The following is a 12,287-nucleotide window of genomic DNA, read 5'->3' as shown; positions in this document are numbered from 1 at the left end:
CCCTCAGCCGAACGGCTCCACCGGTATTCCGGCGTCGTCGAGCGCCCGTCGAATCCGGCGGGCCATCTCCACGGCGGCGGGGGAATCGCCGTGCACGCACACACTCGCCACGGACACGGCGACCGTACCGGGACCGTCTACGGTACGCGCGGTCCCCGACAGCGCAAGAGAAACCGCCTGCGCCACGGCATCATCGGGCGGCAGCACCGCGCCGGCAACTCCGCGCGGCGCCAGCGTGCCCGTCGCGGTGTAGGCGCGATCGGCGAAGCCCTCACCGACGAACCGCACGCCCACCCGGTCGGCGGCCCGTTCCAGCTCGGTGCCCGCCGGGCCGAGCAGGGCCAGCCCGGCGTCGGCCTCGGCCACCGCCGCCAGCACCGCGTCGGCGAGCAACCGATCCCGGGCCGCCGCGTGATACAGCGCGCCGTGCGGCTTGACGTAGCGCACCCGGTCACCGGCCGCGCGGGCGAAGGCCGCCAGCGCGCCGATCTGGTACAGGACCTCGTCGCGCAGGTCGGCCGGGGCGATCGCGATGTCACGGCGGCCGAAGCCGACCAGGTCGCGATAGCCGACGTGCGCGCCGATCCGCACGCCCTTGGCGACCGCGAGTTCGCAGGTCCGCCGCATGATCGACGGGTCGCCCGCGTGGAAACCGCAGGCGATGTTGGCGCTGGTGACGATGTCGAGCATCGCGGCGTCGTCGCCCATCCGCCAGGGTCCGAAGCCCTCGCCCAGGTCACTGTTCAGGTCCAGCGGCATGTGCTGCCCTCCGGTCTCCGCGTGTCACTCCCAGGTGGGTGCTTCGGACGGCGTCCGCACCCCGGTGATTCGAGCATGAACGACTCCGTTCCGGCGATCGTCACCGGGGCGAAGTTTCCGCGCCGCCCCATTGTGACGCCGCCCCAACACGCCGCGGACCATGGCCGCCGCGCCCGCGGCCAAGTACGCTCGGACCATCATGGCCACGTATTTCGATCCGAAGTCCTGGTCACTGTCGGGCGCTGTCGACATCGGCAAACGCCTCCTCGACCCGTCATGGATCGATCAGTGGCTCGGCTTCACCACCTCCTGGGCCGACCCCGTCGCCGACCTGGGCTCGGGCACCGTGACCGCGCTCATGCCCGACGTGCTGATGACCGTGCTCAGCGAGGGCATCCTCAGCCGATTCGGCGGCCAGGAAGTCAGCGCCACCCTGCTCGGGCACGACCTCACCGCCACCCTCGACGTGTTCAAGGTGCGCAGGCGCGGCGCCCATTTCCAGAGCAAGACGGTGCTGTCGAACCTGGTCTGGGACTCGCATCCGTTCGACACCGTCACCGTCATCGCGCACGGCGTCCGGCTGATTCCCGGTGTGCCGACCAAGATCCGGGTCCAGCAGCTCGACATCGAGGGCACCATCGACCTCGCCGCCCTGGTCGAGTGGGTGGACGCGCAGAACCTCGACTGGCGGCTGCACCTGGACGAGCGCGCCCGCATCGTCGCCACCCACCGCACCCGCAAGATGCGCGCCCTGGTCGACGCGCAGGTCTACGACAACCTGCTCACCATCGACATCCGCAAGGCCAGCTGGCACGGCATCCGGCTGCCGAAGCGCGCGGTGCCCGCGCCTGCGCTGCTGCTCGACGACCTGCCCAACCGGGCGAGCATCTCCTACGCGCACCGCCGCGGCGACAAGGTGCGATTCCGGATCGAACTGCCCGAGACCACGGGCTCGTTCGACCTGGCGCAGATCCGCGCCGCCATCGTCGCCGGGACGACGCTGATCGTCTTCTGATCAGGCGTTTTCGGCGGCCCACCACTCGAGCAGCGCGGCCTCGGCTTCCTCGCGGGTCATCGGGCCCCGGTCCAGCCGCAGGTCCTTGAGGTACTTCCACGCCTTGCCGACCTGCGGGCCCGGCGGCAGGCCGAGCAGCTCCATGATCGAGTTGCCGTCCAGATCGGGCCGCACCCGCGCCAGATCCTCCTGCTCCCTGAGCGTGGCGATGCGCGCCTCGAGCTCGTCGTAGGTGGCGCGCAGGGCCGCGGCGCGGCGCTTGTTGCGGGTGGTGCAGTCGGCGCGGACCAGCTTGTGCAGGCGCTCGAGCAGGTCGTCGGCGTCGGTGACGTAGCGGCGCACGGCCGAGTCGGTCCACTGCCCCTTGCCGTACCCGTGGAAGCGCAGGTGCAGGAACACCAGGCGCGCAACCTCTTCGGTGAACGCCTTCGGATACTTCAAGGCGCGCATGCGCTTGCGCACCATCTTCGCGCCGACCACCTCATGGTGGTGGAAGCTCACGCCGCCGCCGGGCTCGTTGCGCTTGGTGTCGGGCTTGCCGATGTCGTGCAGCAGCGCGGCCCAGCGCAGCACCAGGTCGGGATCGCCCTCCTCCTGGTCGATCGCCTGCGAGAGCACGGTCAGCGAGTGCTGGTAGACGTCCTTGTGCTGGTGATGCTCGTCGATCTCGAGCTTCATCGCGGGCACCTCGGGCAGCACCCGCTGCGCCAGGCCGGTGTCGCACATGAGGTTGATGCCGTCGATCGGGTGCGCGGCGCCGATCAGCTTGTCGAGCTCGGTGCGCACCCGCTCCGCGGTGATCCGGTCGATCTGCTCGGCCATCTCCACGATCGCGGCGCGCACCCGCGGCGCCACGTCGAAGCCGAGCTGGGCGACGAAACGCGCGGCGCGCAGCATCCGCAGCGGATCGTCGTCGAACGAATCCTGCGGCGCGGCAGGAGTATCGAGCACGCCCTCGAGCAGGGCGTCGAGACCGCCGAGCGGATCGACGAATTCGAGCGAGCCGTCGGCGGCGATCTTCACCGCCATCGCGTTGACCGTGAAATCGCGGCGGACCAGGTCACCCTCGAGCGAGTCACCGAAGGTGACCTCGGGATTGCGCGAGACCCGGTCGTAGGTGTCGGCGCGGAAGGTGGTGATCTCGAGCTGCTGATCGTCCTTGGCCGCGCTCACCGTGCCGAAGGCCAGACCGCCGGTGTCCCACAGATGATCGGCCCAGCCGCGCATGAGCTCCTGGACGACCTCGGGCCTGGCGTCGGTGGTGAAGTCCAGATCGTTGCCGAGCCGCCCGAGCACCGCGTCCCGGACCGAGCCGCCCACCAGATAGAGGGAGTGCCCGCGCTCGGCGAACATCTCGCCCAGCGGCGTCAGCACATCCGATAGCTGCCCCAGTGTCACCGCCGCCGCGGCCAGCAGCCGCGCGCGCCGATCGGCCACAGCATCAGGGACAACGTTGGGAGACACGAACAGCCAGCTTACCGGGGTGACCACCCACCCGATCAGCTGGCATTCGCAACCACTGATCACCCAAGAACATGGGTAACTCGCCGACCACCTCCCAGCTGGCCCCGAACCACGCGAGACCGACTGCCAACAGTCGAGCTACCGGACGGCCCGCAGAAAGACGCGGAGAGGCGGATAAGCTTGCTGGGTGTCTCCTCCGGCCGATCGCGCGAACAGTCGACGCCGCCAGCCGCGGCGGCGCGGTTCGGCGAGCAATGCCGGCAAGCCACGGATGCGCACGGTGCGCGAGACCTCCGCGGGTGGCCTGGTCGTCGACGGGCTCGACGGCCCGCGTGAGCAGCGCTCCGCCGCGCTGATCGGGCGTACCGATCGCCGGGGCAGGCTGTTGTGGTCGCTGCCCAAAGGGCATATCGAAGCGGGCGAGACCTCCGAGCAGACCGCCATCCGCGAGGTCGCCGAGGAGACCGGGATCAACGGTGAAGTGGTCGCCGAACTGGGCAGTATCGATTATTGGTTCGTGACCGAGGGCAGACGGGTACACAAGACCGTGCACCATTTCCTGCTGCGCTCGCTCGGCGGTGAACTGTCCGACGCCGACGTGGAAGTCACCCAGGTTGCGTGGGTTCCGTTGAGCGAGTTGGATTCCCGATTGGCCTACGCCGACGAACGCCGGCTGGCCGAAGTGGCGAATCGAATGATCGACCGGATGGAGACCGGCAAGCGATGACGGGTGGACTGTTCCGGCTGATCACGGCGGTCCTGACCATCTTGGGTTCGGTGACGCTTCTGCCTTCGGTCGCGCACGCGCAGCCGAACGGGTCGGGCACGAGCACACCGAAGTTCCTCAAGCTGACGCTGGACGCCGTCGCGCCGGGCACGGTCACGACGAGCAGCGATCCGATGCTGACGGTGTCGGGCACGGTCACCAATATCGGCGACCGCGTGGTCGACGACGTGAGCGTGCGGATCCAGCGGGCCGCGCCGGTGCAGTCCCCGAGCGGGCTGCGCAGTTCGCTGCGGCTCGATCAGGTGAACTACGAGGTCACCGGGCCGTTCCAGGACGTCGCCGAGCGGTTGAGTCCCGGTCAGCGCAAGCAGTTCTCGGTGCGCATCGCGTTGCGCGCCGGCGGTGAGGGCGCCTCGCTGGGGCTGACCGATCCCGGGGTGTATCCGCTGCTGCTCAATGTCAACGGGGAACCCGCCTACGGCACTCAGGCCCGGCTCGACGACGCCCGCTTCCTGCTGCCCGTGCTCGGCCTGCCCGGCGCGGGCGGCGACGCCACCGGCGCGGCGAGCGAGCCGGTGCCACCGCCCGCGGACGCGTCGCCGGTGGCCACCACGCTGATCTGGCCGCTGGCCGACCGGCCGCGCATGGTCGCGGGCAAACCGGGCTCGGTCAACGGGCAGCCGGAGCTGCTCGACGACGAGCTGGCCGTCTCCGTCGGCAAGGGCGGACGGCTCGAACAGCTGGTCGCGGCGCTGGAATCGGTCGCGCCCGGTCCCGGCCGGGAGCGCGGCGTCGCGGGCTCGGTGTGCATCGCCATCGACCCGGACCTGGTCTCCACCGTGCAGACGATGACGCACGGCTACCGCGTGCTGGCCAGCCCGTCCGATCCGGGCGGCGCGACCAGGGAGGGCACCGGCGCGGCGAGCGCGCAGGCCTGGCTCGACCGGTTGCGCGCGCTGGCCGGGTCGATGTGCACGGTGGCCTTGCCGTTCGCGCAGGTCGACGTGTCGGCGCTGGCCGCCGTCAACGACCCCGGCCTGTCCGCGCGCGCGCTCACCGCGCCCGCCGACGTGGTCGACGCGATCCTGGGCACCCGTTCGCTGCGCGGGGTCAGCCTGCCCGATTCCGGCAGCATCGACGACCCGGCCGGGCAGCTGCTGCGCGGCCACGGCTACGGGACGGCAGTGCTGGCGAGTACGGCGGTGTCGTCCGACGGCGCGGCGAGCGCTACCGAGAACGCGCTGACCTCGGCGCCGGTGACATTGGAGCCCGGCGTGGTCGTCGGCGGGGAGCAGGCGGCGCCGGATGTCGTGCGGGTGCCGACGGTGAGCGTGGAACCGCCCGCCGGCGCGCCCGCGGGCACCGATCCCGCGCTGCGCGTCACCACCTTCGACATCTGGTCGGCGACCGCGCTGGCCGCCGTCGGCTCGAATCCGCCGACGCCGTCGTTCACCCCGTCGAAGGTGCGCTTCGACGTCACCAACGACTCGCGTGCCGCCCGGTTGCAGGACGCGCTCGGCGCGATCGCGTGGTCGGCGCTGAACCCGTCGCCGGAGCGGCCGCGCTCGCAGCTGCTGATGCCGCCGCAGCAGTGGGGTGCCAACCGGGAAGAGGGCATCGCGCTGCTCAAGCAGGTCGAACTGCTGACCCGCAACAATCTCGCGAGCCCGCGCGGTTTCGCCGAGCTGGTCGCCCAGGCGCCCGATCCGCACCCGTACGCGCTGGAATACCTGCCGCGCGCGGCCCAGGACGCCGCGCCGGAACGGTTCGTGCCGCCGGTCCACGCCCAGGGCGCCCGGATCACCGAGCTGATGCGCGCGCTGGTCGAGCTGCCGGAATCCGAGCTCACCCCGCACGCCTTCCTGACCCCGGCCCGCGAGGACCTGCTGCGCGCGCTCAGCCTGTCCGACCGCAGGGCCGACGACGACACACTCGCCGATCTGCACGCCCAGCGCCGCATCGATCAGGTCACCAAGGAACTCGACACCATGTTCTCCTCGGTGTCGGTGCTGCCGCCGGGTGGGGTGTACACGCTGGCGTCGGAGCAGAGCCCGTTGCTGCTGGTCGCCCGCAACGAACTGCCGGTCGCCATCCGGGTGCAGTTCCGGATCGAGGCGCCCGCCGAGACGAACATCACCGATATCGGCGAACAGCTGCTTCCGCCATCGGGCACCCGGTCGTTCCAGATTCCGACCGAGGTGAGCGACAGCCGTAAGCTGGTGATTCCGATCTCCCTTACCACGCCGGACGGTGTAGCGCTAGGGGAGCCGACGTCGGTCTCGGTACGCTCGAACGCCTACGGGCAGGCCTTGGCCATAATTACGGCATGTGCCGGAATATTGCTGTTGCTGTTGGCCGGGCGCCGGCTCCTGCGCCGGTTCCGCGGGCAGCCCGACCCCGCCGACGAGGGGTTCGAACGGCAGTGAACGCCCGCGCCTGAGACGCGGGCGGGGGAACATGGCAGACAAGGACGAGAGTGGCACGGGTGAGCGAAACGCTCACCGGACCGGCGGGATTCGCGGGTTGCGCCGGGTACAGGAGGCATGATGGGCGACGATGATTCCGCTCATCGGCACGACAACGACGATCGCCGCGACGGACCGGAACGCCCGGCCCCGGTCGCGCCGTGGGAGCGTGGCATGACGGGCGGGGAGCACGAGGGGAACGTCGCCGCGCCGCGTCCGGGGGTGCCGGAAGGACGGCCGTACCGGCCCGCCGATCCCGGCTTCGAGCCGCGTCAGCCCGGATATCGTCCCGCCGACCAGCCGCCACCCGGATTTCGGCCCGTGCCCACCGATCGGCCGGGCGACCGTGCGCCTGATCCGTCGCGCGCGGCCTACGGCGATCGTCCCGATGGTCCGTCCGGCGAGGGTGTACCGCAGGTTCAGTTGCCGGGGCAGCCCGGTGAGTTTCCGCAGCAGCGGCCCGGACCGGGCGGTCGTCCGGCTGTTCCGCCGCAGCGCCCCGGCCCGCCCGCGGGTCGGTCGGGGGAGTTCCCGCTGCAACAACGACCCGGTCAACGGGCGGACGGGCAGTCGGGTGACCCGCTGCAACGACGACCCGGTCAACCGCCGCGTCCAGCACCCGGACAGTCCGGCGACCCGCTGCAGCAACGGCCGGGTCAGGCGCCACGTCCGGCGGCCGGTCCCGGTGAGCAGTCAGGAGAGTTTCCCCGGCATCAGCGCCCGGGTCAGGCGCCGCGCTCCGGGCGCTCGGAAGATTTCCCGCCCGCGCATCCCGGTGCCGACGAATTCCGAGGACAGCGACCGCTGCCCGGCTCGAGTGGTCTGCCACCGGAGCAGCGTGCGGGCCACCCCGGGGCTCGCGCCGACGAGTTCCGGCCGCAGCGCCCCGGACCGAGTTCGGGAGAGTTCCCGCAGCAGCGGCCCGGTCAACCGCCACGTCCCGTAGGGGGGCAATCGGGCGAGTTCCCCCGGCAGCAACGACCCAGCCAGGCCCCGCGCCCGGGAGCCGGTGCCGACGAGTTCCCGCCACAGCGACTCGGCCAGGGTTCGCGCCCAGCGGCCGGTGCCGACCAGTTCCCGCAGCAGCGGCCGGGCCAACCGCCGCGGCCCGTAGCCGGACCGGGCGGACAGTCGGGCGAGTTCCCCCGGCAGCAGCGACCTGGCCAGGGTTCGCGCCCGGATGCTGGTGCCGACGAGTTCCCACCGCAACGACCCGGCCGGGCTCCGCATCCCGTAGCCGGGCCCGGCGGGCAGTCGGGCGAGTTCCCCCGGCAGCAGCGGCCGGGCCAGGCTCTGCGGCCCGAGGCTGGTGCCGACGAGTTCCCACCGCAGCGGCCCGGCCAGGGTTCGCGCCCGGGGGCTGGTGCCGACGACTTCTCCGCGCAGCAACGACCAGGTCGTCCGCAGCGCCCCGGTGAACTCCCGGCTGAGCCGCGTTCGGGTCGCCCTGGCGTGCGATCCGACGACCTCCGGCCGCAGCGGCCCGGGCAGGGTCCTGGCTCGGGGGAGTTCCCGCAGCAGCGGCCCGCGCCGCACGGGTCCGCGTCCGGGGCGATTCCGCGCCAGGCGCGTCCCGATCTCGACGCGGGCGCACGTCCCCAGCGGCCGCAGGAAGGTTCGGTGCCGCCCGGTTCGGGTGGGCGCCCCGGTGTCCCGCGCGGGTCGCAGTCCGGGGCGATTCCGCGGCAGGGCAGGCCCGAACAGCCGGGCGGAGCCGCCGGGCGACGCAACGCACCGCAACGCCCCTCCTATCCGGGCATGCCGGGCACCCCGGTCGGCGCGCAGGCCGACGCCGATCGCCGGGGTCGGCGCACGGCCGTCGTCGACGACGCGTCCGCCGCCAAGACCCAGCGGATCGCACGCCCCGAGCGGGTCTCGACCGAGAAGCAGGCGACCCCGCAGAGCGCCAACGCGAAACTGCTCAAGGACTCCGGCTCGATCGCCATCGCGACGCTGGTCAGCCGCATCACCGGCTTCGCCAAGCAGCTGTTGCTGCTGACGGTGCTCGGCCCGGCCATCGCCAGTGCGTTCATCTCGGCGAACCTGATCCCGAACATGGTGGCCGAGCTGGTCCTCGGCGCCGTGCTGACCGCCATCGTCGTGCCGACCCTGGTCCGCGCCGAACACGAGGACGCCGACAACGGCGCCGCGTTCGTCCGCAGACTGGTGACCGCCGCCTTCGCGGTGCTGTTCGCCGCGACCGTGCTGACCCTGGCCGCGACCCCGATCCTGGCCAGCCACGTGCTGGTGGCCAGCGACGGCAAGGTGAACACCCACCTCACCACCGCGCTGACCTACCTGCTGGCGCCGGCGATCCTCTTCTACGGCATGTCCGCCCTGTTCACCGCGATCCTCAACACGCGGCAGGCGTTCAAACCGGGCGCGTGGGCGCCGGTGCTCAACAATGTCGTCGTACTGGCCGTGCTGGCCGTCTACGCATTGACCCCCGGCGAGATCACCCTCGATCCGGTGCGGATGAGCGACCCGAAACTGCTGGTCCTCGGCATCGGCATCACGGTCGGTGTGGCCACCCAGGCGCTGAGCCTGCTGCCCGCGATCCGCAGGCACGGCATCAATCTGCGGCCGCTGTGGGGTGTCGACGCGCGCCTCAAGCAGTTCGGCAAGATGGGCGCCGCGATCATCCTGTACGTGCTGATCAGCCAGATCGGCCTGGTCGTCGCGAACAACATCGCGTCCTCGGCCGACGAGGCCGGTCCCGCGATCTTCGCCAACGCGTGGGCGCTGCTCCAGCTGCCGTACGGCGTGCTCGGTGTCACCCTGCTCACCGCGATCATGCCGAGGCTCAGCCGCAACGCCGCTGCCGACGACACCCCCGCCGTGGTCGACGACCTGTCCGTGGCCACCCGCCTCACGATGATCGCGCTGATCCCCGTGGTCACCTTCCTGACCCTCGCCGGTCCGGAGATCGGCCAGGCGCTCTACGGCTACGCCCGCTTCTCCGGCGACGCCGAACGCCTCGGCAGCGCGGTGAGCTGGTCGGCGTTCTCGCTGATCCCGTACTCCCTGGTGCTGATCCACCTGCGCGTGTTCTACGCGCGCGAGCAGGCGTGGACACCCACCTGGATCATCCTCGGCATCACCACGATCAAGATCCTGTTCTCGGCGCTGGCCCCGGTGCTGGCCCGCGACAGCGACGACGTGGTGATCATCCTGGGCGTCGCGACCGGCCTCGGTTTCACCGCGGGCGCGATCATCGGCGGTCTGCTGCTGCACCGCAGCCTCGGTGACCTGCGGATGGCCAATGTCGGCCGCACGGTGACCCGGGTGCTGCTCGCGTCCGTGGCCGGTGGCGCGGTGATGCTGATCGTCGACACGGTGACCGGCCTGGACCGGGTCTCCGGCGGCGCGGGCTCGCTGCTGCGCGTCGTCATCGACTCGGTGGTCATGTTCTCGGTCGCCTTCGGCCTCATGCGCCTGGCAGGCATCCCCGAGGTCGTGGCGATCACCGTGGCCGTCTCGCGCAAGCTGGGCATCACCCCGCCCGCGCCGGATCTCGGCCTGGACGAGACCCCCGCCGAGGACATCTACGCGACCACGATCCTGCGCAGGCCCGACACCTACGCGTTCCCGTCGTATGGGCCGTCGATGGACACCCAGACGATGGTCCTTCCGGTGATCCGGCCCGGCGCTGTTGACATCACCGGTCAGGCACAGTTCCCGTACGCTGTTCGGCATACCGACATGGGTGGCGATGACGCCAGCACGCGGAAGATTCCGCGAGATCAGGCCGAAGGAGGACCGAGGGTGAGCGATGACGCGGTGGGCGGCGTCCCGGCCGCTGATTCTGCGGCGCGCGCAGCAGGAGGAATGTCCACCGATGTCGATCCTGCCGCGTCCGGCGCGGCGGGATCCGAGCAGGCCGACACGCCCGACGAGGCCGAATCGCCGCATAACAGCTCGGCAGAGGACCGGGGACCGGCGGACGACGCGCGCGCGATGCCGCCGCACGATCCGACACACGACACCGGCATGTTGCCGATCCCGCCGCAGGTCCCGCCTGCCGCGGCGGCGAACCGCGCTCAGCGTGGCCCCAAGCTGATCCCCGGCGCGTCCGTCGCCGGCGGCCGCTACCGTCTGCTCGCCGGTCACGGCGGCGCGCGTGGCCTGAAGTTCTGGCAGGCGCTCGACATCAAGCTCGACCGCGAGGTGGCGCTGACCTTCGTCGACGCCGACCAGAAGTCGGGGGAGAACTCCGGGCACGACGGCCCGCAGGCGATCCTGTCGCGCACGCTGCGCCTCGGCCGGATCAACTCGCCCGGCCTGGCCAGGGTCCTGGACGTGGTCCGCGGCAGCTCCGGCGGCATCGTCGTCGCCGAGTGGACGCCCGGTCGCTCGCTGCGCGAGATGGCCGAGACGGTGCCGTCGCCGATCGGCGCGGCCAGGGCCATCAGGGCACTCGCCTCGGCGGCCGAACTGGCCCATCGTGGCGGCGGCTCGCTGTCGATCGATCATCCGGACCGGATCCGGATCAGCGCCTCCGGTGACGCCGTCCTGGCGTTCCCCGGCACCCTCGGCGATTCCGACGCCCAGGGCGACGTGCGCGGCCTCGGCGCCATGCTCTACGCCCTGATCACCGCGCGCTGGCCCATCCGGGTCGGCGGCGTCACCGGGACCGCGGCCACCATCGGCGGCCTGCACCTGGCCGACTTCGGCCCCGACGGGACCCCCGTCGAACCGCGGCAGATCCGGCCGGAGGTCCCGTTCGAGATCTCGGCCGTCGCGGTCCGTTCGCTGGAGTCGAACAAGGGCGTGCGCACCGCGGCGACGGTGCAGCACGTGCTCGAGCAGGCCTCGGTCGTCGACCAGAAGACCGATTTCATCCCGGTCCTGCGGCTGGGTCAGCGGGCGGTCGCGGGCGGCCCCGATTCGCTCGCCGACCCGGAACTGCTCGCCGCCGAGCGGGAACGCTCGCAGCGGATGATGTGGATCATGGTCGGCCTCGGCGTCCTCGCGGCGCTGGTCGTCGGCATTCTCATCTGGTGGATGGTCAGCATCTTCGCGCCCGGCGCGTCGGACAAGCCGCTGGACGAGCAGATCAACATCGGGCTCACGTCGAGTGTCGCGCCGCCGAGCGCGGCCCCGCCCGCCGGGCAGACCCCGGCCGCGCCGCCGACCAGCGTGCCGGTGCCCGTCACCGGTGCCGCGGTGTTCTCCCCGGAGGGCACCCCGGACGGCGCGGCGTCGGCGGGCGCGGTGCTCGACCAGAACCCGGCGACGGTCTGGCGCACCGACCAGTACTTCCAGCAGTTCCCCGCCCTCAAGAAGGGCGTGGGCCTGCTGGCCACCCTGCCGACGCCGGCCAAGCTCACCAACGTCTCGATCACCTCGCCCAGCGCGGGCAGCACCGTCGAGATCCGCACCTCGCCGACGGAGACCCCCACGCTCGACCAGACCCAGCTGATCGGCTCGGCCAAGCTGGTCGACGGGGTCACCGACATCGCCGTGCAGACCGACCAGGCCGCTCGTTTCGTGCTCGTATGGATCACCGGGCTCGCGAATTCGGGCGGTCAGTTCCAGACCGCCATCGCCGACGTCCGTTTCGACGCCGCGCCCTAGTCGGCGCCGAACTCCGCCCACCGCTATCGACGCAGGTGGCCGCCGTCTTCCGCGCGTAGATCGGTCGTTCATCGAACTGCGGTCCGGTTGGTGCGCAATTGTTATCGACGATATGATCGGGCCGCGCTCTCCGCAGGGAGCTACCCAGGATTTGTCGACGTCGATCCTGGACGCCGCAGTAGTCAGGTGATGGATCGGCCTCGTTCGCCGACGTGAAGTCGCCGAATGAGCGCTGTCCAAGGGGTCAGGTGTCGCCGGAAGTCAACGAGCAGGTACGCGG

The 12,287-nt window shown here is 71.4% G+C and carries 7 protein-coding genes; 4 read left to right on the top strand and 3 right to left on the bottom strand.

What is annotated here, in order from left to right; genetic code table 11:
• Positions 1–3 precede the first annotated feature (3 nt).
• Positions 4–759, bottom strand: a complete 756-nt coding sequence (locus AB0H54_RS00820) for a 5-oxoprolinase subunit PxpA (RefSeq protein ID WP_357341884.1) — start codon at positions 757–759, stop codon at positions 4–6.
• A gap of 160 nt (positions 760–919) precedes the next feature.
• Between AB0H54_RS00820 and AB0H54_RS00815 the strand changes: the two genes are divergently transcribed.
• A complete protein-coding gene (locus tag AB0H54_RS00815; RefSeq protein WP_355275313.1) occupies positions 920–1,774 on the top strand; it encodes a hypothetical protein in 855 nt (284 codons plus the stop codon).
• Here AB0H54_RS00815 and AB0H54_RS00810 read toward each other — a convergent pair whose 3' ends face one another.
• A complete protein-coding gene (locus AB0H54_RS00810; RefSeq protein WP_357341882.1) occupies positions 1,775–3,238 on the bottom strand; it encodes a CCA tRNA nucleotidyltransferase in 1,464 nt (487 codons plus the stop codon). It lies immediately after the preceding gene.
• A 271-nt stretch (positions 3,239–3,509) separates the two neighbouring features.
• Between AB0H54_RS00810 and AB0H54_RS00805 the strand changes: the two genes are divergently transcribed.
• Positions 3,510–3,965, top strand: a complete 456-nt coding sequence (locus tag AB0H54_RS00805; protein ID WP_280346635.1) for an NUDIX hydrolase — start codon at positions 3,510–3,512, stop codon at positions 3,963–3,965.
• Positions 3,962–6,391 carry a DUF6049 family protein gene (locus tag AB0H54_RS00800; protein WP_357341880.1) on the top strand — a complete coding sequence of 810 codons (2,430 nt, stop codon included), beginning with the start codon at positions 3,962–3,964 and terminating at the stop codon, positions 6,389–6,391. The genes AB0H54_RS00805 and AB0H54_RS00800 overlap by 4 nt, the downstream gene beginning before the upstream one ends.
• A gap of 732 nt (positions 6,392–7,123) precedes the next feature.
• Here AB0H54_RS00800 and AB0H54_RS00795 read toward each other — a convergent pair.
• Positions 7,124–7,966, bottom strand: a complete 843-nt coding sequence (locus AB0H54_RS00795; protein ID WP_357341878.1) for a hypothetical protein — start codon at positions 7,964–7,966, stop codon at positions 7,124–7,126.
• A 222-nt stretch (positions 7,967–8,188) separates the two neighbouring features.
• Here AB0H54_RS00795 and AB0H54_RS00790 point away from each other — a divergent pair, with 222 nt between their 5' ends.
• A complete protein-coding gene (locus tag AB0H54_RS00790; RefSeq protein WP_357344130.1) occupies positions 8,189–12,007 on the top strand; it encodes a murein biosynthesis integral membrane protein MurJ in 3,819 nt (1,272 codons plus the stop codon).
• Positions 12,008–12,287: the final 280 nt, after the last annotated feature.

It is taken from the genome of Nocardia sp. NPDC050718, from assembly GCF_040654235.1.
Lineage (GTDB): Bacteria > Actinomycetota > Actinomycetes > Mycobacteriales > Mycobacteriaceae > Nocardia.
The sequence above is the reverse complement of the archived record's forward strand: the minus strand, read 5'-3'. Positions and strand labels throughout refer to the sequence as shown.

What these genes read in the sequence shown, in the direction of transcription:
- AB0H54_RS00820 (WP_357341884.1), bottom strand. Translation starts at nt 759, where the DNA reads ATGCCGCTGGACCTGAACAGTGACCTGGGCGAGGGCTTCGGACCCTGG.
- AB0H54_RS00815 (WP_355275313.1), top strand. Translation starts at nt 920, where the DNA reads ATGGCCGCCGCGCCCGCGGCCAAGTACGCTCGGACCATCATGGCCACG.
- AB0H54_RS00805 (WP_280346635.1), top strand. Translation starts at nt 3,510, where the DNA reads ATGCGCACGGTGCGCGAGACCTCCGCGGGTGGCCTGGTCGTCGACGGG.
- AB0H54_RS00800 (WP_357341880.1), top strand. Translation starts at nt 3,962, where the DNA reads ATGACGGGTGGACTGTTCCGGCTGATCACGGCGGTCCTGACCATCTTG.
- AB0H54_RS00790 (WP_357344130.1), top strand. Translation starts at nt 8,189, where the DNA reads ATGCCGGGCACCCCGGTCGGCGCGCAGGCCGACGCCGATCGCCGGGGT.